Source organism: Azorhizobium caulinodans ORS 571 (assembly GCF_000010525.1).
GTDB lineage: Bacteria > Pseudomonadota > Alphaproteobacteria > Rhizobiales > Xanthobacteraceae > Azorhizobium > Azorhizobium caulinodans.
Window position 1 is genome coordinate 196,100 of the sequence record NC_009937.1, and the last position, 26,963, is coordinate 223,062.

General features: G+C 66.9%; 22 protein-coding genes. 18 read left to right on the plus strand and 4 right to left on the minus strand.

Features of this window, described 5'->3' with window-relative positions; genetic code table 11:
- Positions 1 to 33: 33 nt before the first annotated feature.
- Positions 34 to 771, minus strand: coding sequence for a response regulator (locus AZC_RS00835; RefSeq protein ID WP_012168697.1), 738 nt, complete (start codon positions 769 to 771; stop codon positions 34 to 36).
- A 210-nt stretch (positions 772 to 981) separates the two neighbouring features.
- On the opposite strand from AZC_RS00835, the gene AZC_RS00840 reads away from it, so the two are divergent.
- Positions 982 to 1,263: a cysteine rich repeat-containing protein gene (locus AZC_RS00840; protein ID WP_158304088.1), complete on the plus strand. Its 282-nt coding sequence runs from the start codon at positions 982 to 984 to the stop codon at positions 1,261 to 1,263.
- 264 nt (positions 1,264 to 1,527) lie between these two features.
- On the opposite strand, the gene AZC_RS00845 is transcribed toward AZC_RS00840, so the two are convergent.
- A complete protein-coding gene (locus AZC_RS00845; protein ID WP_043878722.1) occupies positions 1,528 to 5,172 on the minus strand; it encodes a hydantoinase B/oxoprolinase family protein in 3,645 nt (1,214 codons plus the stop codon).
- A 285-nt stretch (positions 5,173 to 5,457) separates the two neighbouring features.
- Here AZC_RS00845 and AZC_RS00850 point away from each other — a divergent pair, with 285 nt between their 5' ends.
- From AZC_RS00850 to AZC_RS00900, 11 genes are all read left to right on the plus strand, one after another.
- Positions 5,458 to 6,006 carry a TRAP transporter small permease gene (locus tag AZC_RS00850; RefSeq protein ID WP_043878723.1) on the plus strand — a complete coding sequence of 183 codons (549 nt, stop codon included), beginning with the start codon at positions 5,458 to 5,460 and terminating at the stop codon, positions 6,004 to 6,006.
- A gap of 2 nt (positions 6,007 to 6,008) precedes the next feature.
- Positions 6,009 to 7,325, plus strand: a complete 1,317-nt coding sequence (locus tag AZC_RS00855; RefSeq protein WP_043878724.1) for a TRAP transporter large permease — start codon at positions 6,009 to 6,011, stop codon at positions 7,323 to 7,325.
- A gap of 33 nt (positions 7,326 to 7,358) precedes the next feature.
- Positions 7,359 to 8,348 (plus strand): TRAP transporter substrate-binding protein, encoded by a 990-nt coding sequence (locus AZC_RS00860; protein WP_012168702.1) that lies wholly within the window; start codon positions 7,359 to 7,361, stop codon positions 8,346 to 8,348.
- Between the two features lie 105 nt (positions 8,349 to 8,453).
- Positions 8,454 to 9,023 carry a winged helix DNA-binding protein gene (locus AZC_RS00865; RefSeq protein WP_081433857.1) on the plus strand — a complete coding sequence of 190 codons (570 nt, stop codon included), beginning with the start codon at positions 8,454 to 8,456 and terminating at the stop codon, positions 9,021 to 9,023.
- Between the two features lie 163 nt (positions 9,024 to 9,186).
- Positions 9,187 to 9,600, plus strand: a complete 414-nt coding sequence (locus tag AZC_RS00870) for a hypothetical protein (RefSeq protein WP_043878725.1) — start codon at positions 9,187 to 9,189, stop codon at positions 9,598 to 9,600.
- A 393-nt stretch (positions 9,601 to 9,993) separates the two neighbouring features.
- On the plus strand, positions 9,994 to 11,100 hold the full coding sequence (locus AZC_RS00875) for a four-carbon acid sugar kinase family protein (protein WP_043878726.1): 1,107 nt from the start codon (positions 9,994 to 9,996) through the stop codon (positions 11,098 to 11,100).
- The gene (pdxA, locus tag AZC_RS00880) at positions 11,097 to 12,122 is read left to right on the plus strand and encodes a 4-hydroxythreonine-4-phosphate dehydrogenase PdxA (protein ID WP_012168706.1); all 1,026 of its coding nucleotides are present in this window, start codon (positions 11,097 to 11,099) and stop codon (positions 12,120 to 12,122) included. The genes AZC_RS00875 and pdxA overlap by 4 nt, the downstream gene beginning before the upstream one ends.
- An 81-nt stretch (positions 12,123 to 12,203) precedes the next feature.
- Complete coding sequence (locus AZC_RS00885; RefSeq protein WP_012168707.1) at positions 12,204 to 13,334, plus strand: iron-containing alcohol dehydrogenase; 1,131 nt, start codon at positions 12,204 to 12,206, stop codon at positions 13,332 to 13,334.
- A gap of 35 nt (positions 13,335 to 13,369) precedes the next feature.
- Positions 13,370 to 14,260, plus strand: coding sequence for a dihydrodipicolinate synthase family protein (locus AZC_RS00890; RefSeq protein ID WP_012168708.1), 891 nt, complete (start codon positions 13,370 to 13,372; stop codon positions 14,258 to 14,260).
- A gap of 49 nt (positions 14,261 to 14,309) precedes the next feature.
- A complete protein-coding gene (locus tag AZC_RS00895) occupies positions 14,310 to 15,626 on the plus strand; it encodes an MFS transporter (protein ID WP_244421773.1) in 1,317 nt (438 codons plus the stop codon).
- Positions 15,627 to 15,649: 23 nt separating this feature from the next.
- Entirely contained in the window at positions 15,650 to 16,627 is a 978-nt protein-coding gene (locus AZC_RS00900) for a hydroxyacid dehydrogenase (RefSeq protein ID WP_012168710.1), read from the plus strand.
- Positions 16,628 to 16,911: 284 nt separating this feature from the next.
- Here AZC_RS00900 and AZC_RS00905 read toward each other — a convergent pair whose 3' ends face one another.
- Positions 16,912 to 17,349, minus strand: coding sequence for a winged helix-turn-helix transcriptional regulator (locus AZC_RS00905; protein WP_012168711.1), 438 nt, complete (start codon positions 17,347 to 17,349; stop codon positions 16,912 to 16,914).
- 69 nt (positions 17,350 to 17,418) lie between these two features.
- Here AZC_RS00905 and AZC_RS00910 point away from each other — a divergent pair, with 69 nt between their 5' ends.
- Positions 17,419 to 18,375: an aromatic alcohol reductase gene (locus AZC_RS00910; RefSeq protein ID WP_012168712.1), complete on the plus strand. Its 957-nt coding sequence runs from the start codon at positions 17,419 to 17,421 to the stop codon at positions 18,373 to 18,375.
- A gap of 521 nt (positions 18,376 to 18,896) precedes the next feature.
- On the opposite strand, the gene AZC_RS00915 is transcribed toward AZC_RS00910, so the two are convergent.
- The gene (locus AZC_RS00915; RefSeq protein WP_081433858.1) at positions 18,897 to 21,086 is read right to left on the minus strand and encodes a TonB-dependent siderophore receptor; all 2,190 of its coding nucleotides are present in this window, start codon (positions 21,084 to 21,086) and stop codon (positions 18,897 to 18,899) included.
- A 493-nt stretch (positions 21,087 to 21,579) separates the two neighbouring features.
- On the opposite strand from AZC_RS00915, the gene AZC_RS00920 reads away from it, so the two are divergent.
- The 5 genes from AZC_RS00920 to AZC_RS00940 all read left to right on the plus strand — a co-directional run bounded on the left by AZC_RS00920 (position 21,580) and on the right by AZC_RS00940 (position 26,475).
- Positions 21,580 to 22,410 carry an ABC transporter ATP-binding protein gene (locus tag AZC_RS00920; RefSeq protein WP_420794828.1) on the plus strand — a complete coding sequence of 277 codons (831 nt, stop codon included), beginning with the start codon at positions 21,580 to 21,582 and terminating at the stop codon, positions 22,408 to 22,410.
- A complete protein-coding gene (locus AZC_RS00925) occupies positions 22,407 to 23,459 on the plus strand; it encodes a FecCD family ABC transporter permease (RefSeq protein WP_012168715.1) in 1,053 nt (350 codons plus the stop codon). The genes AZC_RS00920 and AZC_RS00925 overlap by 4 nt, the downstream gene beginning before the upstream one ends.
- Entirely contained in the window at positions 23,459 to 24,499 is a 1,041-nt protein-coding gene (locus tag AZC_RS00930) for a FecCD family ABC transporter permease (RefSeq protein ID WP_043878727.1), read from the plus strand. The genes AZC_RS00925 and AZC_RS00930 overlap by 1 nt, the downstream gene beginning before the upstream one ends.
- 14 nt (positions 24,500 to 24,513) lie before the next feature.
- Positions 24,514 to 25,488 (plus strand): ABC transporter substrate-binding protein, encoded by a 975-nt coding sequence (locus AZC_RS00935; protein WP_012168717.1) that lies wholly within the window; start codon positions 24,514 to 24,516, stop codon positions 25,486 to 25,488.
- 96 nt (positions 25,489 to 25,584) lie between these two features.
- Complete coding sequence (locus tag AZC_RS00940; RefSeq protein WP_012168718.1) at positions 25,585 to 26,475, plus strand: MurR/RpiR family transcriptional regulator; 891 nt, start codon at positions 25,585 to 25,587, stop codon at positions 26,473 to 26,475.
- Positions 26,476 to 26,963: the final 488 nt, after the last annotated feature.

The following is a 26,963-nucleotide window of genomic DNA, read 5'->3' on the forward strand; positions in this document are numbered from 1 at the left end:
TGAGCGCGAGCCGCAGCGGCAGCTTGAAGCGCGTCAATTGCCTTTGCCTCCGGGAGGAAGGGCGAAGATGTAGCCGCCGTTGCGTACGGTCTTGATGAGTTGTGCGGCCTCCGGCGCGACCAAGGACAGGCGGCGGCGCAGGCGGCTGACGGCCACATCGATGGTGCGGTCGAACGGGTCCGCGCTGCGCCCGCGCGTCCAGTCGAGCAACTGGTCGCGCGACAGCACGCGGCGCGGCCGCTCGAGGAAGCAGGCGAGGAGGTCGAACTCCGCGGAGGTGAGATCGAGTGCGATCCCATCCGGGGTCCGGACGCTGCGGGCATCAAGATCGGCGATCAGCCCGCCGAAGGCGATGTCCTGCCGCCGCGGGTCCTCGCCCACCCGTGCCGCCGCCTGCACCCGCCGCAATATCGCGCGGATGCGGGCGAGCAACTCCCTGGGATTGAAGGGCTTGACCAGATAGTCGTCGGCGCCGACCTCCAGCCCCACGATCCGGTCCACCTCGTCGCCTTTGGCGGTGAGCATGAGCACCGGCACATCCCCCTGCGCCCGCAGGCGGCGGCAGAGCGAAAGCCCGTCCTCGCCCGGCAACATGATGTCGAGGATGACGAGATCGGGACGGATGCCGGCAAGGATCGCATCCATGGCGCGGCCGTCGGCGGCGAGGCGGGTGTCATAGCCTTCGCGGCCGAGGAAATCCGCCAGCAGGGAGCGGATCTCCCGGTCGTCTTCGACGATGAGAAGGGTGGTAGCGGAAGCGCCCTGCGACATGGCGCAACTCTATTCGGCCGCCTGCCGCCCGCAAGCGGCGCTGGAGCACGCGTTACAAATCGTTACGAAACGGCGTTGGCCTGCAATCTTGCTGCGAAGCGACGCAGCGATGGTCTTTTCTGAAGGCGGCACGTTTCTCCGCTTTCGGTCGGGCCGGGCGGAACCGCCCCCTTCGCTCCGGCCCGGCCCTCGTCCATGTGGAGGATGAAGATGCGTTCCAACACCCGTGCGCTGCGTCTGCGCGACCTGTTGCTGCCGGCCGTGCTGCTGGTGCCCGTTGCCGTCTCTGCCATTTCGGCGCCCGCGGCAGCCCAGAATGCGCAGGCCCAGCAGATGTTCCAGAAGGCCTGCGGCAGCGACGTGAAGAAATACTGTTCCGATGTTCAGCCCGGCGGCGGCCGTATCATTCAGTGCATCAAGGCCAATGAGGCGAGCCTCTCGGACACCTGCAAGAGCGCGCTCGTGCAGATCAAGGCGCAGTCGGGCCGATAGGCCGCTTCCGGTCATCCGCCCTCGAAGGCTGTTCGGTACTGCACTCTCTGCATGGGTTTTGGAGGCCGAGGGACCATCCGGTTTGAACCAGTCCGGACGGCGCGGCCTCTGAAGCACGCCCTGGTGTTGGCTGCCCTTGTCCGGCCGGCGCTTCAGAACCGGGGTGACCTCCAACCGCCCCGGAAAGCCCCGGCCGTCCTGCGGTACCCGGCGGTCCGGTGGCGTGGCGGCCCGAGACATCGGGCCGCCTTTTCGCGTTTGGACTCAGGCTTTCCCGCGCAGGGCGGGGTCGCCGTAGCCGCCGCCGGTGGGCGTCACGATGATGACGGCTTCGCCCGCCGCAAGCTCAGTCTGAGCGCAACCCTCCAGCTTCTCCATCGTGCCGTCGGTGCGGCGGACATAGCCTTCGCCCACCGCGCCGGGCTCGCCGCTGGCGATGCCGAAGGGGCGCACGCGGCGGTGCGAGGAGAGGAGGGCGCATTCCATGGGCTCCAGGAAGCGGATGCGGCGATAGGTGCCGCCGCCCGCATTCCATTGCCCCTTGCCGCCGGAACCCTCGCGCACGTGGAAATCCTCGAGCAGCACCGGGAAGCGCGTTTCCAGCACTTCCGGATCGGTGAGGCGGGAGTTGGTCATGTGCACGTGCACGCCGTCGGTGCCGTCGAAGCCGGGGCCGGCGGGCGAGCCGGAGCAGATGGTCTCGTAATACTGATAGGTGGCGTTGCCGAAGGTGAGGTTGTTCATGGTGCCCTGGGAGGCGCCCATGGCCTTCATGGCGCCGAACAGGCAGTTGGTGACGGCCTGCGAGGTCTCCACATTGCCGGCCACCACGGCGGCGGGATATCGCGGCGAGAGCATCGAGGCCTCCGGCACCACGATGCGGATGGGCCTGAGGCAGCCGGCATTCATGGGGATCTCGTCCTCCACCATGACGCGGAAGACATAGAGCACCGCCGCGCGGGTAACGGGCTCGGGGGCGTTGAAATTGTTCGGCTGCTGCGGCGAGGTGCCGGTGAAGTCGACGGTCGCCTCGCGCTTCTGCTTGTCGACGCTGATCTTCACCTTGATGACCGTGCCCTGGTCCATCTCATAGGTGAATTCGGAGTCCGAGAGGCGGTCCAACACGCGGCGCACGCTCTCGGCGGCATTGTCCTGCACGTGGCCCATATAGGCCTTCACCACGTCGAGCCCGAAGGTCGCGATCATCTTGTTGAGTTCGCGCACACCCTTCTCGTTGGCGGCGATCTGAGCCTTGAGGTCGGCGACATTCTGCACGGGATTGCGGGCGGGATATTTCGCGCCCGAGAGCAGCGCCACCAGTTCCGCCTCGCGGAAGCGGCCCTGATCGACGAGCTTGAAATTGTCGATATAGACGCCTTCTTCCTCGATGTTGGTGGCGAGCGGGCTCATGGAGCCGGGGGCAACGCCGCCCACGTCCGCATGATGGCCGCGCGAGGCCACCCAGAACAGCAGATCGGAGCCGTCCGCATTGAAGACCGGCGTCACCACCGTGATGTCGGGCAGATGGGTGCCGCCATTATAGGGGGCGTTGAGGGCGAAGACGTCGCCGGGCTTCACATCGCCCGCATTCTCGCGGATGACGGTCTCGACCGAGCGGTCCATGGAGCCGAGATGGACGGGCATGTGCGGGGCGTTCGCCACCAGTTCGCCCGAGCCGGAGAAGACGGCGCAGGAGAAGTCCAGGCGCTCCTTGATGTTCACCGAATAAGCGGTGTTCTGGAGCGTCACGCCCATCTGCTCGGCGATGGACATGAAGAGATTGTTGAACACCTCCAGCATCACCGGATCGGCATGGGTGCCCACGGCCCCGGCCCGCTTCAGCACCTCGGTGCGGGCGAGCAGCAGATGGTCCTTGGCCGTCACTTCGGCGCGCCAGCCGGGCTCCACCACCACGGTCTGGTTGGGCTCGATGACGATGGCCGGGCCCTGCACCGCCATGCCGGGCCGGAAGTCGGCACGCAGCACCACCGGCGCATCGTGCCAGGCGCCGCGCGAGAAGAAGCGGGTGCGCCGGGCCTCGCGCGGGGCGGAGGTGTCGAGCGGCCGGTCCGGCTCGGCGATGCCGGCGCCGCCGCCGAAGGACTGCACCTCGATGGCCTCGACCACGATGGGCTTCTCGGGCGAGATGAAGCCGAACTGCGAGCGGTGGCGCTCCTCGAACTCCGCCGTCATGGTGGCGATGTCGGCGAGCGTCACGGGCAAGGCGGTGTCCGTGCCCTCGTAGCGCAGATGGAGCTTGGCCTCGTTGGTGACGGCCGTGCCGGTGACGCCCTGTCCGGCGAGCTCGGCCACGGTCTCGGCGGTGAGCGCGTCGCGCAGGGTCTCGACGGCGGCGAGCGCCGCGGATTCCAGCCGGGCGCCGACCGCCTTGGTGCGCAGGGCACGGATGTCGGCAAGGCCCATGCCATAGGCCGAGAGCAGGCCGGAGAATGGATGGATGAGCACGCGCGTCATGCCGAGGGCGTCGGCCACCAGGCAGGCGTGCTGGCCGCCGGCGCCGCCGAAGCAGTTCAGCGCATAGCGCGTCACGTCGTAACCGCGCTCCACCGAGATTTTCTTGATGGCGTTGGCCATGTTCTCGACCGCGATGGTGACGAAGCCGTCCGCCACCGCCTCCGGCGCGCGTCCGTCGCCGATCTCGGCGGCCATGGCCTCGAACTTCTTGCGCACGGCACCGGCATCGAGAGGCTCGTTCTGGGCGGGGCCGAAAATCTTCGGGAAGAAGTCGGGGATCAGCTTGCCCAGCATCACATTGGCGTCGGTGACGGCGAGTGGTCCGCCGCGCCGATAGCAGGCGGGGCCGGGATTGGCGCCGGCGCTGTCCGGACCGACGCGGAAGCGCGCACCGTCATAATGCAGGATGGAGCCTCCGCCGGCCGCGACCGTGTGAATCTGCATCATGGGGGCGCGGATGCGCACGCCGGCCACTTCGGTGTCGAAGGCCCGCTCCAGCTCCCCGTCGAAATGGCACACGTCGGTGGAGGTGCCGCCCATGTCGAAGCCGATGATGCGGTTGAGGCCGGCGATCTCGCCGGTCTTCGCCGCGCCCACCACGCCGCCGGCGGGGCCCGAGAGCAGCGCGTCCTTGCCCTGGAACAGGTCCGCCGCCGTGAGCCCGCCGGAGGACATCATGAACATGAGGCGGATGGCGGCGTCGGCGGCCTGGTTGTCCGCGCCCAGCTCGTCCGCCACCTGGCGCACGTAGCGGCGCAGGATGGGCGAGAGATAGGCATCCACCACGGTGGTGTCGCCGCGGCCCACCAGCTTGATGAGGGGTGAGACCTCGTGGGAGACGGACACCTGCGGGAAGCCGATCTCCCGGGCCAGAGCCGCCACCTGCGCTTCATGGGCGGGGAAGCGGTAGCCGTGCATGAAGACGATGGCCACGGCCTCGATGCCGTTCGCCTTCGCCGCCAGGAGACCGGCGCGCACCGCGCCGAGGTCGGGCGCCTGCTCCACCGTGCCGTCGGCGCGCACGCGCTCATCAACTTCCAGCACGCGCTCGAACAGCATGTCCGGCTTGACGATCTTCTTGGCGAAGATCTTAGGCCGGGCCTGATAGCCGATCTTCAGCGCATCCTTGAAGCCGGAGGTGGTGACCAGCAGTGTGCGGTCGCCCTTGCGTTCCAGAAGGGCATTGGTGGCGACCGTCGTGCCCATCTTGACGGCAGACACCAGACGTTGGGGAATGGGGGCGCCGGCCGGCAGGCCGAGCAGCTCGCGGATGCCGTGAACGGCGGCGTCCTTGTAGGCCTCGGGATTCTCGGAGAGCACCTTGTGGGCGACCAGCGTTCCGTCAGGCTTCTTGCCCACGATATCGGTGAATGTGCCGCCGCGATCGATCCAGAATTCCCATGTGGCCGGGGTCTGCGACGCGGGGCTCGACATATGCTGTTCCTTGTATGGCATGCAATTTGCTGCGCATCGGAGCCCGCCAGGGCGAGCGGAGGACAGCAGCGACGCTTCGCCGACGAGCAAAGACATGGCGGGAAAGACACGTCAACGATTTGTTGACATGACATAAAAAGAACACAAAATGGCGCGGATTGTGCCTTTTTCTCTTCCGCAGGGGAGCTTCATGACGGCGGACGAACATCAATGGCCCCCGTGCCTCAGGGCACCGGTACCGGGGCGCCCTGCGCCTTCCCCATCTTCCGGCCGGGGAGCAGGGGCATGATCCGCCGCCTTCTCGACGGCCTCTATCTCCTCTCCGGCGTGCTCGCCGCCATCTTCCTCCTCGTCATCTTTCTCCTGATGATCGGCCTCTCATCCGGCCGCGATATCGGTTTCGACATTCCCGCCGGTGACGATTTCGCGTCCTGGTCCATGGTCGCCATGTCCTTCCTCGGGCTGGCCCACACCTTCAAGAAGGGCGAGATGATCCGCGTCGGGCTGCTGCTGGAGCGTCTGACGGGCCGCAAGCGCCAGGTGATGGAGCTGTTCGCCCTCACCGTCGGCATCGTCTTCCTGGCCTATTTCACCAAGAATGCGATCCAGCTCACCTACGATTCCTATCGCTTCGACGACATGTCCCAGGGCGTGATCGCGGTGCCGCTCTGGATCCCGCAGACGGGCTACGCGCTGGGCATCACCATCCTGCTGATTGCGATGATCGACGAGTTCGTCCACGTCGCCAGCGGCCATCACCCCCGCTACGAGAAAGAACCTCCCAAGACGCCCGAAGAACTCATCGAGCGCGTGGCGTCCGGCGGGGGCGTGTGAGCATGGTCGAACATCTCGGGCTGGTGCCCCTCTCCATCATCCTGCTCATGCTGCTGGTCGCCGTTCTGGCGAGCGGCGTCTGGATCGCCATCGGCCTTGCCATCGTCGGCTATGCGGCGATGGTGCTCACCACCGACATCCCCATCGGACAGGTGCTCGCCACCACGGTCTGGGCTTCTTCCGCCTCCTGGACGCTGGCGGCCCTGCCGCTGTTCATCTGGATGGGCGAGATCCTGTTCCGTACCCGCCTGTCGGAGGAAATGTTCCGCGGCCTTGCCCCGTGGCTGCAATGGCTGCCGGGGCGCCTGCTGCACGTGAACATCGTCGGCTGCGGCATCTTCGCCGCCGTTTCCGGCTCTTCCGCCGCCACCTGCGCGACGGTGGGAAAGATCGCTTTGCCGGAACTGGAAAAGCGCGGCTACGACCAGCAGATGGCGCTCGGCACGCTGGCCGGCTCCGGCACGCTGGGCCTGCTCATCCCGCCCTCCATTCCCATGGTGGTCTATGCGGTGACGGCCAACGTCTCCGTGCTGCAGGTCTTCCTCGCCGGCTTCCTGCCCGGCCTGCTGGTGATGGGGCTTTACAGCGGCTACGTCATCCTCTGGTCGCTGCTCAATCCCGGCAAGACGCCGCCCCGCGATCCGCCCATGTCGTTCCGTCGCAAGATGCAGGAATCGGCGAAGCTGATCCCTTGCCTGCTGCTGATCCTCGGGGTCTTCCTGTCGCTCGTCACCGGCCTTGCCACGGCCACCGAATGCGCTGCCTGGGGCGTGCTCGGCGCCCTGGCGCTGGCGCTCTGGAGCCGCACGCTCACCTGGCGGCTGTTCATCGAAAGCCTCATGGGCGCCACGCGTCTCACCTGCATGATCATGCTCATCATCGCCGGTGCGGCCTTCACCACCGCCGCCATGGCCTATACGGGCATTCCGGTGGCGCTGGCGGAATGGGTGCAGGGGCTCAACCTGACACCCGGCAAGCTCGCCCTCGCGCTGACCGTCATGTACATCATCCTGGGATGCCTCATCGATGGCATCTCCATGATCGTGCTCACGGCGGTCATCGTGCTGCCCATGATCAAGCAGGCGGGGTTCGATCTCGTGTGGTTCGGCGTCTATCTCGTGATCCATGTGGAGATGGCGCAGATCACGCCTCCGGTGGGCTTCAACCTGTTCGTGCTTCAGAACATGAGCGGGCGCGACACCTGGGCCGTGGCCAAGGCCGCGTTCCCGTTCTTCATTCTTCTCAACGTCGCCGTTCTCATCATCACCGCGTTTCCAGAGATCGTCCTGGTGGTCCCGCGCTGGGTCTTCCCGGGCTGATGCCCCACCTGTTTCAAGTCTAGAGAGGATGACATGACGCGACTTCGTACGATTGCCGCCGCGCTCATTGCCGGCGGTCTTGCGGCCCTCTCGGCGGGCACCGCCTCGGCGCAGACCAAGTGGAACCTGCCGACCGGCTATCCGCAGGACAATTTCCACACCGAGAACATCGCGCAGTTCGCCAAGGAGGTGGACAGCGCCTCCGGCGGGAAGCTGCTCATCACTGTCCATCCCGGCGCCTCGCTGTTCAAGGTGCCGGAGATCAAGCGCGCGGTCATGACCGGGCAGGCGCAGGCGGGTGAGGTTCTCATGTCCGTGCATGAGAATGAGGACCCGATCTTCGGCATCGACACGGTGCCCTTCCTCGCCACTTCCTATCCGGCGGCCAAGAAGCTGTGGGACGCCTCCCGCCCGGCGGTGGAGAAGAAGCTCGACAGCCAGGGCTTGAAGCTTCTCTTCGCCGTGCCATGGCCGCCGCAGGGCCTGTTTTCCAAGACTGCCGTCACCAAGGTGGAGGATTTGAAGGGCGTGAAGTGGCGGGCCTACAATCCCGGCACCTCACGCATCGCCGCCCTCGTCGGCGCCCAGCCGGTCACGGTGCAGCAGGCCGAGCTGGCCCAGGCGCTGGCCACCGGCGTCGTCGCCGCGCTCATAACCTCGGGCGCCACCGGCTATGACGTGAAGATCTGGGAAAGCGTGCCCTATTTCTATGACATCCAGGCCTGGTTGCCGAAGAACATGGTGTTCGTGAACAAGGCGGCCTTCGAGGCGCTCGACAAGCCGACGCAGGAGGCCGTGCTGAAAGCCGCGGCTGCCGCCGAGGCCCGCGGCTGGAAGACCTCGGAGGAAAAGAGCACCTGGTTCCTCAAGGAACTGGCGGCCAAGGGCATGACCGTCGCTCCGCCGAGCCCGGAACTGAAGGCCGGCTTCGAGAAGGTGGGCAAGGATCTCACCGCCGACTGGGAGAAGAAGGCGGGCGAGAATGGCGTCGCCATCATCAAGGCGTATGAAGCCGCCAAGTGAGCGGTGGCGCGGGGCGGAGGCCATGGCTTCCGGCCCCTTCCGCCCTGTGCAATGAAGCGGGTGGCCCCGGCCTCGGCCGGGGCTCCCGGACGGAGAGGAGAGATCATGACCCGGCGCCCGGCTGATGACAGCCCGTCCGCACCCTCCGGTGGACCGCTTGCGACGCCCGCCGTGGGCTCGATCGTCTCTTCCGCGCATCTGGCCGAGGGCGGTGCCCTTCCGGCCCTGTCCGAGGTCGAATTCGGCCTCAACATGATCTCCCACGCTTATTCGCGCTGGATGGTGCGCTGCATGTCGGCGGCCGGCGTTCCGGACCTGTCCGCCCTCGACGTGCAGGTGCTGCACCATGTGGTGCATCGCGACCGGCCTAAGACCATTGCCGACCTCTGCCTCGTGCTCGACGTGGAAGACACCCACCTCGTCACCTATGCTGCCAAGAAGCTCCAGGCGCTGGGGCTGGTCTCTGGCGGCCGGCGCGGCAAGGAGAAGACGCTGACCGCCACCCCCGCCGGCAAGAGGGCCTGCGCCCGCTATCGGGAGGTGCGCGAGGCGCTCCTCTCCTCGGCCGTGGCGGCGACCGGCATCGCTCCGGAAAAGCTCTCGGAAATCGCTGCCGTCCTGCGCGCGCTCTCAGGTCATTACGACCAGGCCGCACGCTCCGCCGCCAGCCTGTAAGCGCGGCATTTCGGGCCTTTACCTTCGCGCGGATCCCCCATTCCGGAGGGATTGTCGGCTGCGGTGCCTTTGCTCTCTCCAAAGTGGAGCGGTCGATGGCTTGCAATTAAGCATACGCAATCGCACAACCGGAGGATTATCGCGTTCCGAGGTTCGTCGCCAGATGGCAAAGTTGGTTCTGCTTCCGCGCCCGTATGTTTCCGCCGTCATTCTTGCCCTGACGGGCGGTGTGGCGACCGCGGGGGCGCCTGCGCTGGCCCAGCAGGCCGGTGATACCGGATCCTATGTCGACGTTACCATCGAGACCGCCTGTCAGGTGCTGGAGCCGGTCATCGAACGCGGCCTCGCCGCCCGGGGGGTGAAGGTCGTGAAGGCCGTGCAACTGTGTCCAAGCCGCACGGGCGTTCTGGTCCATCAGCCGGAAAAGAACATGTTCTTCCTGCGGGATGCGGTCAGGGTCGCCTCGGCTTCCGGCGAGCGGATCGTGCCCTTCTCCGCCGAGGTCCGTTACACGGTGAATGCGCAGGGGCGACCGGACTGGACGCAGGTGGAATTCCGCTGCGAGGACAAGCGCTGAGACTTGTCTGGAATTTGTCCAGATGTCAGGCCTTTCGACCGTTCTGCTGAAGCGTGAGCGCCGGACACTTGGTCGCAGACGAGGCGAGCGTCTTCGCGGCGTGGAGGGGTCAGCCGCGCACACGCGTCCCATCCCGACCTGATCTGACAACCTTCTAACAACAAAAGAAGAATAGCGGCTCTGTGCGATCCTGGGCATGGACGCCGCCGTGGCGGCACCGTTTTGGCCCTTCGATTTGCTGCGACGCCGAATATTACAACATGTTGACATCATCGCAGCCGGAACCTATTCCACTCCTCAAACAAGCGGCGCCTGAAGCCGCAGGGTGTGGAGGACAACGTTGTCGGCCGGCCTCAGGATCACACGTCAGCTCTCGATCGCGGGACGCCGCCCATGACGGGTCTGCGCCTCGTTGCCGACGATCTGACCGGTGCCCTCGACGCCGCCATCGCCTTCGTCACGCCCGGCCAGCACGTGCCCGTCTATTGGAATGCGCCGCCGTCCGTGGCACCCAGCCGGCTGTCCATCGACAGCGGCACCCGCGAGACCGACGCCGCGTCCGCCCGCGCCCGCGTCGCCGCGCTTCTCAGGAACATCACGCCCGACGCCGATACGCTCTTCTTTGCCAAGCTCGACAGTCTGCTGCGCGGGCAGGCGGCAGCGGAGATCGCGGCCTGGATGGAGGCGCTCCAGCCCCGCCGGTGCATCATCGCCCCGGCTTTCCCCAGGCAGGGGCGGGTGACGCGCGGTGGCATCCAGTATCTGTGCCGGGATGGCGCGGAACGGCCCGTGGGCGCTGACCTGCGTGCGACGCTTGAGGCGGAAGGTCACCCGGTGCACCTGCGCCGGCCCGGCGAAGCCATGCCCGAGGGCGTCAGCCTCTGGGACAGCGAGACCGATACCGATCTCGCACAGATCGTCGCCGCGGGCCGGCCGGCCGATGGGACGACCCTGTGGTGCGGGAGCGGGGGGCTCGCCGCGGCTCTGACGGGGCACCCCTCCGGCATCGACGTGGCGCCCCGCACGCTCCCCCGTCCGATCCTCGGCCTGTTCGGGACCAATCATCCCGTCACCGTGGCGCAGCTCGCCGCTTGTGGAGACGCGGTTCTGGCCCTTTCCGCCGATGGCCCAGACAACGCTGCCGCGCTCGGGAACAAGCTCGCAGCGGATGGCGTGGCGCTCGCCCGCCTCGCGCTGCCGGAAGGCACGCCGCGCCCTGTCGCGGCGGCGCGCATCGCAGAGGCTTTCTCAAGCCTCGTGGCGCAGCTTGATCCGCCGGGCACGCTCATCGTTTCGGGTGGCGAGACCTTGCGCAGCCTCTGTGCCGCGCTCGGGGCAGAACGGCTCGACCTCTACGGCCAGATCGAATCCGGCGTGCCGTGCTCGATCCTGCGTGGTGGCCGCTTCGACGGCGTTCACATCATATCCAAATCGGGTGCCTTCGGCGCCCCATCGCTGCTGCGGCGGCTGACCGAGACCTCCGAGGGAGATGACGCATGACACCCCATCTGGCCATCACCATGGGCGATCCCGCCGGCATCGGCCCGGAGATCATCGCCAAGGCCTGCGAGCGCCTGAAGGACCGCCTCGCCTCCGGCCATCTGCGGCTGCTGGTGATCGGCAGCAACGCGGCGCTGCACGGCGCGCAGAAGGCGCTGGGTTCTACGGTCGCCATTCCCGAAGTCTCGGCGGATGACGCCGAATGGCCGGCGCTCGCCTGCCTTCAGGCCTGCCCGGAAGGCGAGCCCATCTTGCCCGGCGTGGCCTCGGTGGATGGCGGGCGCTTTGCCTATCATGCGGTGGAGCGCGGCGTGCGCCTCGCGCAGGCCGGGCGCATCCAGGGCATCGTCACCGGCCCGCTCAACAAGGAAACGCTGAACCGCGCCGGCTTCCATTATGCCGGCCACACCGAGATGCTGGCGGAGCTGACCGGCGCGCGTGGCTCGGTGATGCTGCTCGCCCATGGCAACATGCGCGTCAGCCATGTCACCACCCATGTGGCGCTGAAGGACGTGCCCAAGCGCCTGACCCCCGAGCGCCTGCGCTATGTGATCGAGCGCACGGACGAAGCCCTGCGCGGTCTCGGCCTTGAGCGCCGGCGGATCGCGGTGGCCGCCCTCAATCCTCATGCGGGCGAAGGCGGCCTCTTCGGCACGGAAGACATGGATGTCAGCGAGCCGACGATCGCCAAGGCGGTGGCCGACGGCTTTGACGTGGTGGGCCCGGTGCCGGGCGACACGGTGTTCGTGAAGCTGCGCGGCGGCCAGTTCGATGCGGTGATCGCCATGTATCACGATCAGGGCCACATCCCGGTGAAGCTGCTGGGCTTCAACGTGAACCCCGAGACCGGCAAGTGGGACGCGCTCTCCGGCGTCAACATCACCCTCGGCCTGCCCATCATCCGCACCTCCGTGGACCATGGCACCGCCTTCGACATCGCCGGCAAGGGCATCGCCAATGAGCTGAGCCTCATCGAAGCGATCGAATACGCCGAAAAGCTCGCCGCCAGCCGCGGCGCCTAGGGCGCGATCCATCGGCCAACTTATTGAAAAGAGACGGGTTCGCGCGTCCCGCCGGGCCCGTCTCCGAAGGATACCGTACACATGACCCTCGCGTTTTCCCCCATTGACCTCGTCCGGCCGCCGCGCATCGCGTTCGGCTCCGGCACCCTCTCCGCCGTGCGCGAATGGCTGGCGGCGAGGGGGCTGAAGCGCGCTCTCGTGGTGGCGGATGGGTTCAACGCCGGCCGCATTGAACTGCTCGGCCTGGAGGGCGCCGTGGAGGTGTTCGGCGAGGTGAAGCCCGAACCGGACCTGCCCAACCTCGAAGCCCTGCTCGCCAAGGCGGAGAGCTTCGGACCGGACGTGGTAATCGGCTTCGGCGGCGGCAGCGCCATGGATCTCGCCAAGCTCGCCGCCGTGCTGCCCGGCTCCGGCCAGTCGCTGCATGATGTGGTGGGGCCGGAGAAGGTGGCCGGCAAGCGCGCCGCCCTTATTCAGGTGCCCACCACCGCCGGCACCGGCAGCGAGGCGGGCACACGTGCGCTCGTCACCGATCCCGTGACGCAGAACAAGCTCGCGGTGCAGAGCCTGCACATGCTAGCAGATCTCGCGGTGGTCGATCCTGATCTTACGCTCACCGTGCCGCCCGCCGTCACCGCCGCCACCGGCGTCGATGCCATGGCCCATTGCGTGGAAGCCTTCACCAGCCGCAAGGCGCACCCGACCATTGATCTCTATGCGCTGGAAGGCGCGCGACTGGTCGGCCGTTTCCTGCCCCGCGCCATCAAGGACGGCAGCGACCGTGAGGCCCGCGCCGGCCTTGCGCTGGCCTCCCTCTATGGTGGCTTCTGCCTCGGCCCGGTGAACACCACGGCGGGCCACGCGGTGGCCTATCCGCTCGGCACGCGCCACCACATCGCCCATGGCGCGGCCAATGCCCTGATCTTCCCGCACGTGCTGGCCTTCAATGCCCCCGCTGTGCCGGAGAAGACTGCGCAGGTGCTCGCCGCCCTCGGCTTCCCGGCCTCGAGCGATCCGGCCGTGGTGCTGAAAGCCACCCGCGAGTGGTGCGCGGCGCTTGGCTGCGAGATGCGCCTCTCCGCCTACAAGGTACCGGCTGATGATCTGCCGATCATGGCCACCGAGGCCCATGCCATCCGGCGCCTGCTCGACAACAACCCGCGCGACATGAGCCGCGAGGACATTCTGGCCATCTATCAGGCCGCTCTCTGACCTCTTCCCTCGATCCCGCACAAAGGCCACGCATCATGAGCAAGATCTCCGGCTGCTTCGTCGCCATCGTCACGCCGTTCGATGAGAACGAGAACCTCAACGAGCAGGCCCTGCGCCGCCAGGTGGAGCGTCAGGTCTCCTGCGGCAACGGCGTGTTCTGCGCCGGCACCAACGGCGAGTTCTACACCCTGTCCTTCGCCGAGAAGGTGCGCGTGGCCGAGATCTGCGTCGAGCAGGCGGCGGGCCGCGTGCCCGTGCTCGCCCATATCGGCGAAATCTCCACCCACCAGACCATCGCGCTGGGCAAGGAAATCCAGAAGCTCGGCGTCGCGGCTGTCTCGGCCATCACGCCGTCCTTCATCGCCTGCTCGCAGGACGAGCTGATCGCCCATTACCGTCGCGTGGCCGACGCGCTCGACGTTCGTCTCTACCTCTACAACATCCCTGCCCGCACCGGGAACACGCTGCAGCCCGAGACCGTGCGTACGCTCGCCTCCCACCCCTCCATCATCGGCATCAAGGACAGCGAGGGCACGCAGGCGAGCATCGACGGCTTCCTCACCATCGCCCGCGAGCGGGATGATTTCGACGTGCTCGTCGGCCCGGACTCCCTCGTGCTGCACGGTCTGAAGAACGGCGCGCAGGGCTCCATCTCCGGTCTCGGCAACATCGCCCCCCAGACGCTGAACCGCATCTGGACCTCCTTCTCCAAGGGCGATCTGGCCGACGCCGAGGCTGCGCAGGAGCGCTACAGCGCGCTGCGCAAGGAACTGTATGCGCACGGCTTCCCGCCCTCCATGGTCAAGCGCGCCCTGCGCCTCGCCATGCCGGAAGTGGGCGCGAGCCGTGGCCCGGCGCTCGTCTCCGATGCCGCCAACGACGCCATCCTCCCCATCTCGAAGGCCTATGCGGAGGCGGTGGGCTGATCTCGAGCCCACCAGCCGCACGCGAACAGTGAATGCAGGGAAAACGCCCGTGAACCAACAGCCTCACCCCGCCGCGTTGAGCGGTGCAACAGCGAAGCCCGCCACCCGCATTCGCTGGTTCGTCGTCGCCCTCATGTGGCTGGCGATCGCCATCAACTATATCGACCGCACCGTGCTCTCGGCGGCGGCGCCGCACCTGAGCAAGGAGTTCAACATTCCTCCGGACCAGATGGGGCTGATCCTCTCGGCCTTCTTCTGGTCCTACGCTCTGCTGCAGATCCCCGCCGGCTGGTTCTCGGACCGCTTCGGCCAGAAGATCGGTCTTGGCGCCTCGGTGGCCTGGTGGTCCATCGCCACGGCGGCGACGGGACTCGCCAGCGGCTTCAACTCGCTGTTCGCCATGCGCGTCGCGCTCGGCGTGGGTGAGGCGGGGGCTTATCCGGCCAATGCCGGCATCGCCTCCAAATGGTTCCCGGACAAGGAGCGGGCCACCGTCTCCGGTCTGTTCGACAGCGCCTCCAAGTTCGGCGGCGCGGTTGCCATGCCGCTGATCATCTGGATGATCGCGATGGTGGACTGGCGCTGGACCTTCGGCATCATAGGCCTTGTGGGCGTGGTGTGGAGCGTCGTCTGGTGGTGGTTCTACACCGAGACGCCGGAGCAGCACCCGCGCATCAGCCCGAGCGAGGTGGCCTATATCCGTGAGGGCCAGACCCGCCAGCACGGCAAGGACGCCACCCTGGGCATGAAGTGGTATCAGTTGCTGCGCTATCGCAACATCTGGGCCATGTGCCTCGGCTTCTTCACCATCAACTACATCTCCTACTTCTTCATCACCTGGCTGCCGACCTATCTGGTGAAGGAGAAGGGCATGGGGATGCTGGCGGTGGGTTTCGTCGCCGCGCTGCCGCTGATCAGCGGTCTCGTGTTCGAGATCTTCGCGGGCTGGCTCTCCGACCACATCGTGAAGAAGAAGCTGCTTTCGCTCACCGCCACCCGCAAGCTGTTCCTCATCATCGGCCTCACGATGGCGCTCTGCATCGGCCTTGCCGCCTTCACCGAGTCGGTGGTGCTCACCATCCTGCTGCTGTGCATCGCCAAGTCCGGCACCACCATCTCCGCCTCGCAGGTCTGGGCGCTGCCGGGTGACGTGGCGCCCAAGAACATGGCGGGCACGGTCGCCGGGCTCCAGAACATGGTGTCGAACTTCGGCGGCGTGGTCGGTCCCATCGTCACCGGCTTCATCGTCGCCGCCACCGGCTCCTTCGCCATGGCGCTCCTGTTTTCCGCCGGCCTCGGCCTGCTGGGCATCCTCAACTACGCCTTCCTGCTCGGAAAGGTCGTGCCCATCGAGAGCCGGTCCTGACCGGTCCTACCCCTGAGGGTTCCATGAGTTTCACCGTTGTATCCGTGGGCGGCCCGCTGGCGCCCGAGGGCGAGGCGCTCATCGTCAAGGCCGGGGGGCGGGTGGTTTCCACAGCCCCCTATCCGGCCCGCGCGGACCTCATCGCCCTGCTGGCGAGCGAGCAGCCCGACGCCATCGTGGTGCGCGTGGTCGAGAAGATCGACGCGGACGTGATGCGCGCCTCGCCGCGCCTGAAGCTGATCGCCAAGCATGGCGCCGGCACCAATGACATCGATGTCGAAGCGGCGGCGGCCCTCGGTCTGCCGGTCATCGCGGCGGTGGGCGCCAACGCCCACTCCGTTGCCGAGCACGCTCTGGCGCTCCTGCTGGCGCTCGCCAAAGACATCCGCACGCAGGACGCCTTCGTGCGCGGCGGCGGCTGGGAGAAGCGGGTCTACAAGGGCTTCGAACTGCGCGGCCGCACGCTCGGCCTCGTGGGCCTCGGCATGATCGGCCGCAGCTTCGCCGCCATGGTGCAGCCGCTCGGCATGACCGTGTTCGGCTACGATCCATTCGCGGCGCCGGAGGCTTTCGGGCCGCACGTGGAGCGCGTCGCCGATCTTGACGACATGCTGGGCCGCTGCGACGTCATCAGCCTGCACTGCCCGCTGACGCCGCAGACGGAAGGGCTCATCAACGCCCGCGCGCTCGGCCTCATGAAGCCGGGCAGCTTGCTCATCAACACCGCGCGCGGCGAGGTGGTGGACGAGGAGGCTCTGGTGGCCGCGCTCAAGAACGGCCCGCTTGGGGGTGCCGGCCTCGACAGCTTCGCCCACGAGCCGCCCTCGCCGACCCATCCCCTCTGGTCGCTGCCCAACGTGATCCTCTCGCCCCACATCGGCGGCGTGACCGAGGATGCGCGCCGGCAGGTCTCCACCATGACGGCCACCAACGTGGCGGCCCTGATGACGGGCGAGACCATCTCCCCCCGTTTCTATGTCAAGCCGAAGCCCAAGGCCTGAACGACGTCATCCCTCGGGTTGCCGTCTCGAGGGCTGATCGGAAGGGGCGGTGTCCGCGCGACACCGCCCCTTTCGTGTTTGCGGGGGCGCGCGGTCAAGCGCTCCTCTTCAATCGCAAGGCCAGCCCCCTCCTGCCGCCTGAGTGGCAAGTGATCGAGAGGCAGGGATTGAGGAGATGCAGCAGTTCGGTGCGGGGGAGAAGGACGGGAGCCAACACGTGCCGACCGGCTCTCGCTCCCAAGCGGACCGCGTTTCGACACGTCTTCTGCCTTGCTTCTGCGTGCTCACGTCTTGTCGGTTCCGTGCGTTCGGTCGAACGCCGCGCGCGCCGCGCGAAAGCTATCCGCGTTCTCGACGATCCACGTCCACAGAGGCACCATTCGGACGAGTAACTCCAGGCCCGTCTCGGACAGCGCATATTCGACGTGCGGAACGGTCTCTTCAAAGTCGTGGCGGATCACCAGCCCGTCTCGCTCCAAGTGGCGGAGGGTACGTGTCAGCATCCGTTGCGTAACGCCGTGCATGCGCCTGGCGATCTCGGCATGGCGCAACTGGCCATATACGCCAAGAGTATGAATCACACCGAGAGACCAGCGATTGCCGGCATGCGCCAACACCTCTCGACGTACCCCGTCGTCATCGTCCCTAAGGCCATCGCAGACGGTCTGGGAATATTTGAGGACGTCTTCGCGGCTCAGAGAGTTCACCCCGGTATCACGCATGTACCCTTCTTTCGCACTCGCCGATGAGTTGCCAGATGGACGCGGCAACCGAACGGAGCGGGTCCGAATATGAACGATGCAGTTTCCACCGTGAAGTCGCGGAATATCCTCGTATTGGGGGCCGGCGAGCTTGGGATGCCGGTGCTGCGCAATCTCGCGCGCCGCGCGAAGACCATTGACGGCGCCAAGATCAGCGTCCTGCTGCGCCAAAGCGCCGTCGCATCCGGCGACCCCGCCAAGCAGCGCGACATCTCCGAAATTCGCGGGTCGGGCATCGAGATCGTTCTTGGAGATCTCGTAAGCAACTCGATCGACCAACTGGCTGCTCTGTTTTCTTGTTATGACACCGTGATCGGATGTGCCGGTTACGCGGCGGGCATCAACACGCCCATGAAGCTCGCCAAGGCCGCGCTTCGGTCCGGCATTCCGCGTTACTTCCCCTGGCAGTTCGGCGTCGATTTCGAGGCGATTGGTCGGGGCGGTCCGCAAGATATCTTCGATGCGCAACTCGACGTGCGCGAGCTGTTGCGTTCGCAGGACAAGACAGAGTGGGTCATCATCTCCACCGGCATGTTCATGAGCTATCTCTTCGAGCCGGAGTTCGGCGTCGTCGACCTCGAGAACAGCGAGGTCCATGCGCTCGGCAGCCTCGACACCGCCGTAACGCTGACCACGCCCGACGATATCGGCGTGCTGACGGCCGAGATCGTGTTCTTCGAGCCCACAATCCGGAATGAGATTGTGTTCCTGGCCGGCGACACCGTCACCTACGCCCAGGTGGCGGACAAGCTCGAGGCCGCGCTGGCTCGCCCATTCAAGCGGTCGGTTTGGAGCGTTCCCTTCCTGATGGAACAACTGGCGCGCGATCCGAAGAACATGATGCGGAAGTATCGCGCCGCCTTCGCGATCGGTCGCGGAGTGTCTTGGGACAAGGCAGGCACGTTCAACGATCGCCAGTGCATCCCGGTCACCGACGTCTCTGCTCTCATCGATTCGGGTCTGCGCATCGGTCGGCGTAGCGAATAAGCCCCGCTGCGGGGGGGCGTGGTGAGGCGCGCCAAGGAGCATGGTGCTCGCACTGGCGTGGATTGCGCTCGTGAGGCAGCGTCTTGTTCCTGGGCTGATGGGCGGGCCTGAACTGGAGGCTTGAGCCACGCACGGCCTCTTTCAGCATAGGCTGGCATCTGTCGCAATGATGGAGGCGAAACCGGATGCAGGGTTATCGGCTTGGCGACGCCGGCCTTCTGATAACGATCCGAGGTCCGAAAGCGGCGCCAGGTTGAGCGGCGACCACGGCCCGGATAGGTGCCAGCCTTTGCCATCCTCTGGCCAGCGGACGCTACCAGGCCGGCGACAGACGTCGCCCGTGCCCCCGCACCCTTTCCAGCACACTCCAGCCCCCGAAGCCGGCCGTCAATCGCGTTGCAAGAGGGGCTTCATGTCTGGCAGCACGCTTTGAAGAACTTGGCCCATAGTGCGGCGCTCTCAGCATTGGGCTCAACCGTACCACCACACTGCGGGAGCAAACACTTAACTCCTCGCAGCTTCTAGAAGGCAAGGCGGGCCGAGAGCAGTGCCTGGAGGGGGTCACCCACTGCCACACCGAGATTGCTGCCCTGTGTGGACGTGTAATAGGTGGTATTGAAGATGTTTTTCACATTGAGCTGGACGGTAATGGGCTTGGCGCTGCCGATGGTATAAGCGGCAAAGGCATCGAACACCGTATAGCCCGGCAGCCAGAAGCTGTTGGCGGCATCGCCCGCCGCCCGGCTGCGGCCATTGAGGCCGCCGCCCACCTTCAGGCTGTTGTCGCCCCATATCCGGCCGAAGTCATAGGTGGCGAAGAGCGAATAGGTGGTGGCTGCCGAATTGGCGAGGGTGTTGCCGGCATATTGGGGATCCTGCAGCACCGTCACGTCGGCATAGCCGTAGCTGGCGATGATGTTGGTCCGGTCGGTCAATGCACCCGCCACATCGAACTCGAAGCCCCGCGAGCGGACCTTGCCGGCGGTGCGCGCGACGCTCTCGCCATCGACCAGTTCCGAATAGAGAACGTTCTTCTTCTCGATGTCGAACACCGCGGCCGTGCCCGTCAGCCCCTTCATGATCTCGAACTTGAGACCGCCTTCGTAGGAGACGCTGGTCTCGGGCGGCAGCGTGCCGATGTAGCTGGCGATGGACACCTGTGGCACGAAGCCGGTGGCGTAGTTCACATAGAAGGACAGCCAATCGGTGGCCTTATAGACGAGGCCGGCGCGGGGCATGAACTCACCGCCGTCGGCGCTGGTGTTCAGATTGAAGGGACGGCCCTTGCCGGCGGTCTGCTCGTAATATTGCAGGCTGGCACCGGCGACGAGGATCCACTGGTCGGTCAGATAGAAGGCATCCTGCGCATAGGCATTATAGACGCTCTGCTGGGCGCTCTGGTCGCTGTCGGCCGCCGAGACCGTGGTGCAGGAGGCGAGCTGGCCATAGACCGGATTGTAGATGTTGAAGCCGGTCCTGTTGGCGCAGCGCATCATGTCGGTGCGCAGCACGTCGTAATAATTGTAGGACGCGCCGAACAGCACCTCGTTCTTGAAGCCGGCGAGGTTCACCGTGCCCGACAGATCCGCCCGCAGGTTATGGTCATATTGGGTGGAATCCTGCGTCGCATCCGACCGGCGGGTCAGTGCGCCGGTCGAGGCATTGTAGGAGACCACACGGGCCTGATTGTCCGAATAGACGTCGCGGCTGTAGCTATAGTTTAGCTTCAGCTTCCAGCTGTCGTTGAGCTGGTGAACGGCATTGGCCTGGAACAGGTCCGAGGCGCCCTGGGTGATGTTGTAGGGTTCGTCGAACCGCGTGCGGCGGGGGACGTTCACCGCCTGGCCCGTGGTCAGGTTGAAGATGGTGCCGCGGTCGAAGGGCTCGGTATAGTCGCGGTGGTTATAGGCCAGGGTGACGGTGGTCTTGTCGCCATACCAGGCAAGGGAAGGGGCGAGAATGGTCTGGCGTGTGGTGCCATAGCTGCGCCAGTAGTCTTCATCCTGATATTCCGCCATGAAACGGTAAGCGAGGTTGGTGCCGGCGATGGGGCCGGTGATGTCGAGATCCGTATAGCCGCCGCCGAAGCTCGAGGCGGTGGCGGACAGCGAACCGCCGAAGGTCTGTTGCGGCGTCTTGGTGATGAGATTGATCACGCCGCCGGGCTCCTGAATGCCATAGAGCGTGGAAGCGGGCCCCTTCAACACCTCCACCCGGTCCGTGGTCAGATTGAAGCTGCGCGGCAGCACCGTGCGCATGCCGTTGGTGAGGATGGAGCCGTCGCGATTGTCGCCGAAGCCCCGCCGGGTGACGGCATCCTGCGTGGCACCCAGCGTGTTGGCGATGGTGACGTTGCTCACATTGGCGAGCACGTCGTCCAGCGAATGGGCAGCCTGATCGACGATCACCTCATTTGTGACGACATTCACCGCCTGCGGAATGTCGAGGATCGGCATCTCCGTCAGCGTGGCGCTGGAACTGGAGAGCGGCTGGTAGCCGTGCGTCTGCCCGCCCTGATCCTCGGCCTGCACGGTCAGCGTGGTCAGCAGGATTTCCGTGTCGCCATTGACGATGGTCTGTGTGGACGCGGAGGGAGCCGGACCACCCGACGTTTGCGCATGAACGCTGCTCGCAAGCGCCGCCTGAGCCAGAAGGAAGGCGGGAAGGGAAGCCTGTCGCAGCAGGCCGCGTGCAGTCGCGGAACGGATCATTGCCAATGCCTCAAACTCGCGTCCCGCTGCTCACGGCGGCAAGGCCGCGCGGAAGCGACGGAACGCACCCCGTGAGAGGCAGGTCTTTCAAACGCGGATGTAGTAGTAAAATCTGGAAACAATCCAACATGCTTGCCGCTTTGGCGTCGGGCGCGACGCTGCCCGCGGCGCGCTGGACGCATTTCTACGCCACACGCGCCCAAAAGCACTGTTCTTGGCGCGGTTAGCTCCGGACTTTTTGTTTGGAATAAATCGAAAAAGACTTCGGTATCGCGAGCCGCGCCGGTGCATTTTTGCATCACGATTGTCCCGTCCGGGCCTTGTTTTCAGGGTGAAGTCCCCGCTGCAATTGACTACTACAATTGGCTACCGGACAGCTTGAGCGTGATGCCGCTTGAGCTATTGGCCGTTGCGGCCGATCCGCCGCCGCAGCGCGCGGAAGGCCGGGAGCGGCGGCGCCGCGGGCATGAGGAGTGTGGGCGTGGAAACGGCGGTGGGTGCGGCGGGGGCGGAGGGGGAGCCGGGCGATGATGGCCTGCGCACCCGATGCCTTCAGGTCGCCTATGGCCGCCGGCTGGTGATCGACGGCGTCTCGCTGTCGGTCCCCTCAGGCCGCCTCACGGCTCTCATCGGCCCCAACGGTTCGGGCAAGTCCACCTTGCTCGGCGCCATGGCCCGCCTGCTGGCACCGCGCGCGGGCGCGGTGCTGCTCGACGGCCGCAGCGTACATCACATGCCGACGCGCGCCCTCGCCCGCGCGCTGGGCATCTTGCCCCAGAGCCCCGTCGTGCCGGAAAGTCTGACGGCCTACGAACTGGTCTCGCGCGGGCGCTATCCCCATCAGGGGGCGCTGAAGCGCTGGAGCGAATCTGACGAGCAGGCGGTCGTGCGGGCGATGCGTCTCACCGGCACGCTGGATTTCGCCGATGTCCCGGTGGATCGCCTGTCGGGCGGCCAGCGCCAGCGCTGCTGGATCGCCATGACCATGGCGCAGGAAACGCCTGTGATCCTGCTCGACGAGCCTACCACCTTCCTCGATCTGCGTTATCAGGTGGAGGTGCTCGAGCTGTTGCGCACGCTCGCCCATGCGCATGGACGTACGGTCGTCGCAGTCCTGCACGACCTCAATCTGGCGCTCGCTTATGCCGATTGCGTGGTCTGCCTGAAGGAAGGCCGAATCCATGCGGTGGCGCAGGAGGGGGAACCGCTCACCAGTGAGACCGTGCGCGAGGTCTATGGTCTTGCCGTCACGCGTGTCTCGCACCCGATCACCGGCGCGCCGGTGTTTCTGCCGCTGCCCTCTACGGTGGGAGGCGCCCCGTGACGCTGGTGCTTTCCGCGCCCCGGCTGGCGCAACCACTGCGGCTCGCCGGTCTGGTGGGCGTCGTCGCCTTGCTGTTTGTGGTGTCGCTGTTGCATCTCGGCTTCGGCGCGCGGCCCATTGCGCCGCGTGTGGTGCTTGAAGCGTTCCTAGCATTCGACCCGGCAAGCTTCGACCACAGGGTGGTGCGGGATCTGCGCCTGCCGCGCCTGTGCGCCGGCCTCATGGTGGGGGCGGCCCTCGGCGTGTGCGGCGCGCTGTTGCAGGCCGTGACCCGCAATCCTTTGGGCGAACCGCACGTGCTCGGGCTCAATGCCGGGGCGACGTTCGCCGTCGTCACCACCCTCACGCTTGGCCCCTGGTTGGGGCGCGCCGGCGTGCCCGTGCCGGCGCCGGCGACGCTGCTCGCCGCCCGTCCGCTGGTGGCGGCGCTGGGGGCGGGGGTCATGTTCGCCGCGGTCATGACGATCGGCGCGGCTGGGCGCCTCGGTGCGACGCCGCTCAAGATGACCCTGTGCGGGGTGGCCCTGTCCGGCTTTGCGGCAGCGCTCACCTCGGCCCAGCTGATCCTCGACGATCAGACGCTGGCGACGCTCCGGCTCTGGCTGGCGGGCGATCTCTCCGGCGTGTCGCGCACCGCAGTTTGGGGCGTGCTGCCCTGGTTCGCGGCCGGTCTCGGCCTCGCCTTCGCTTTGTCCGGACGGCTGAACGTGCTTGGGCTCGGCGACGACGTGGCGCGTGGGCTCGGGGTGAACCTCACCCGCACGCGCGGGGCGGCGCTGGTGGCGGCCGGCGTGCTCTGCGGGGCGGCGGTCTCGCTGGCCGGTCCCGTGGGCTTCGTCGGTCTCCTTGTCCCGCACGTGGCGCGCACCCTGTTCTCGCGCGATCACCGCCTGCTGCTGCCGCTGTGCGCGATGCTTGGGGCGAGCCTGCTTCTGGCCGCCGACCTGGCTGCGCGGGCGCTGGCGGCGCCGCGCGAATTCGCCACCGGCGTCGTCACCGCGCTGATCGGCGTGCCGGTGTTTCTCCTGCTTGCGGCGCGGAGCCGGTGATGGTCGGGCTCGCCGGCTATCGGCACGTCCGGCTCGGGCCGCTGGCGGTGCGGGTGCGGCCGCGCGCGGTGAGCGTCGGCCTCGGGCTTCTGCTGCTCCTGCTGGCCACGGCGGCCTTCGCTCTGGCGCGGGGCAGCCTTGTGCTGCCCACGCGAGAGGTGATCGCCGTTCTGCTGGGACAGGACGCGCCCAAGGCAGTCCTGCATATCGTCGCCGATGTCCGCCTGCCGCGTGTGCTGCTGGCGCTGCTGGCGGGCGGCATGCTGGGGCTGGCGGGCGCCACCATGCAGTCCCTGACGCGCAACGGACTTGCCGATCCCGGCCTGATCGGCGTCAAGGAGGGGGCGAGCATCGGCGTCCTGGCGGTGCTGTTCTTCGCGCCCGACGTCGATCCTGCCTGGCGGCCGCTGGCAGGCCTCGCCGGAGGGCTTGTCACGGCTTTGATCGTCTGTGCCCTGGCGCGCGATCTCTCCGGGCTGCGCTTCGTCCTGCTCGGCATCGGTATGTCCTGGCTGCTCTCGGCGGGGCTTCTGGTCTTTCTCACCACGGCGGACGTGAACGACGTGGAGACGGCGCTGGTCTGGCTCGCCGGCAGCCTGCACGGTGCCGCTTGGCCGACGCTGCCTGGCGCCGCCCTTTGGGAAGGGGTCGGCCTTGTGGTGCTCGCAGCCACCGCCCGTGGCGCCGACGCTTCGCTGCTGGGGCGCGGGGCGGCCATCGGCCTCGGGGTTCGGCCGGGGATGCTCGACACCGTGCGACTGGCCGTCGCGGTCCTGATGACCGCCGCTGCCGTCTCCGCCGTCGGCAGCCTCGGCTTTGTCGGCCTGATGGCGCCCCATGCGGCCCGCCTCTTGCTCGGCGGCGGGCAGGCGGGGCTGCTGGCCGGAAGCGCGCTCGTGGGCGCGCTCATGGTGCTGGCCGCTGACACGCTCGGGCGGCTCGCCTTCGCGCCGCTCCAGATCCCCGCCGGCATCGTCATGGCGGTGTGCGGCGTGCCCGTCTTCCTCTTCATGCTCTGGCTGCGCCGAGACCGGCTCTGAAGGATGTGTGCCCGATGCTTGCGATCTTTCTCCGCCGTGCCCTGGCGCCCTGTGTTCTGGCGGCGCTGATGCTGACCGGCGCCATCGCAGATGCGGGCGCCCAGACACGGGCCTTCAGCGATGACCTCGGGCGCACGGTGCAGGTCCCCGTGCACCCCTTGCGGATCGTGTCGCTGCACGACCTCGACATCACCTTGCCGCTGATCGAACTCGGGGCGCCCCCGGTGGCGAGCCACGGCCGCGTCGCGCCCGACGGCAGCCGTTTCCTGCGGGCGGGCAAGCTTCTGGCTGGGGTGGACTTCGACAGCGGTGGCATCGCCTTCATCGGCGCCAATGCCATCGACCTTGAGGCGGTGGCAGCCGCCAAGCCCGATCTCATCATCACGCTGACCACCCGCGACACGCCGGTGGCGCAGCTGGAGCGGATCGCCCCCACCGTGAGCCTCGATCATCTCAAGGGCGGACCCGAGGGGCTCTATGGCAAGCTCGCCGAACTGACCGGCACCAAGCCCCGGCTGGCGCAGCTCGAAGCCCGCTACCGGGCGCAGATCGCCCAGCTCCGGGCGGTGGTCGATACAGGCAAGGTCACGGTGGCGACGCTTCAGGCGAACCAGGGCAAGATCACCGTCTTCCACACCGACCGGGCGCTGGGGCGCGTGTTGCGGGATGCCGGCTTCCGCTTTCCGGCGCTCCTCAATTCCATACCGGAGGGCGGGCGTCTCGACGTGAGCGCCGAGCGCCTGCCGGATCTCGATGCCGATCTCGTCTTCGATACCTTCCGCTCTGATCGCGGCGGCGGCCCGGCGGAGGAGTGGGCGGCGATGGAGACCGTCTTCCCCGGCTTCTGCGACGTGCTCCTAGCCTGCCGGGGCGGGCGCTTCCTGCTGTTGCCGCGGGATGAGACCATCTCCAACACCTACGCGGCGCTCAGCCTTCTGGTGCCGGTCGTGCAGGCGCAGGCGCTGCGACTGCGGCCAGCCTGGCGCTGAAGTTGGAGGCCGCAAGTGCCTGTGTCAGCATAACCGCAAAGCGCGCCGGCGGCCGAGCGCCGGAACAGCCCTCCGGGGCAGGAGCAGAAGGGGCGCATGTCGACGCCGTCGGGAAATCGCAAGGTGAAGGTGGACCGCCTCGGGGAGCGCCTGCGCACGCGGGGGGCCTCCCTCTCGCCCAGCCTCAAAGCGGTAGCCGACTATATTGATGAGAACCGCCGCCTCGTCCTCAGCAAGTCCGCTTTGGACATTGCCGCTGAAACCGGGACGTCGGACGCGACCGTCATCCGCGCCATTCAGGCGCTGGGGTTTTCCGGCCTGCGGGAACTGAAGCGCACGCTCTCCGCCCATCTGGGCGGGGTGATCCCCTCGGTGGACAAGATGTCCTCCACGACGGAGCAGCTTCAGCGCAGCGTCGATACTTCCATCGATTTCGTGCGGGACGGGCACCTCGCGGGCATCGAGAAGATCACCGCGCCCGAGAACCGGGTGGCCATGGCCGCCGCCGTCGAACTGCTGCGCGGGGCGCAGGGCATCGGACTGTTCGGCATCGGCGCCTCGGCCATTCTCGCCGATTACGCTGCCCGTCTGCTGATCCGCAACGGCCGCCATGCTTATGCACTGAACCGCACCGGCATCGGCCTTGGCGAGCAACTCCTCGCCATGCGCCGGGGGGACGTGCTCATCATGATGGGTCAGTCGAGCGCCCACCGGGAGGGTACGGCGGCGCTGGAAGAGGCGCGGCGCCTCGGCGTGCGCATGATCCTGCTGACGGGGGCCGCCGCGCCGGCCTTCGGCAAGCAGGCGGACGTGATCATCCGCGTGCCGCGCGGCCGCTCCGAGCTGGTGCCCCTGCACGGGCTCGTGCTGATGGCGCTGGAGATGCTGGTGATAGGCCTTGCCGCCGTGGAGCCCGAGCGCTCCACCCAGTCGCTGGAGCGTCTGCACACCCTCTATGAGGACATCCGCAAGCCGCCGCGGGGGTGACCCCGGCCGGGTATCCGGCCCAGGCTTGCGGCTCATGATGAGCTCGCTGTGTGAAGAGGTGTCTATCGCCGCGATAACAATTGTCAGCGATATGAAATGCGCTTGTTCGTCGGCGCCGATGCGGCAGCCATGCTGAAAATTTGCAGGCGCCAAAAAAGCCGGGAGTTATGCGAGCGCAGCGGAAGGTTGGCGGCTTATGGCCAGCGTCACTTCCAAACCACATCACAGATCGCGATCGAGATGAGGTTTTCTAGCCCGTTGCCCCTCGCACGTCATCGAGAAATTCGGATCCTGGCGACACACCGGAGAGCATCAGCCGGTCGCGGGCGCGCGTGGCGGCGACGTAAAGCAAATGGCGCCCCGTTTCCTGTACGGCTTCAAGATCCGCCAAATCTCCCACTTCACCGAGCCTCACGGGATCGGGAAGCACATCTTCGTCCAATGCTATGACGGCCACAGCGCACTTTCGTCGTCTCCTTCACGACCGT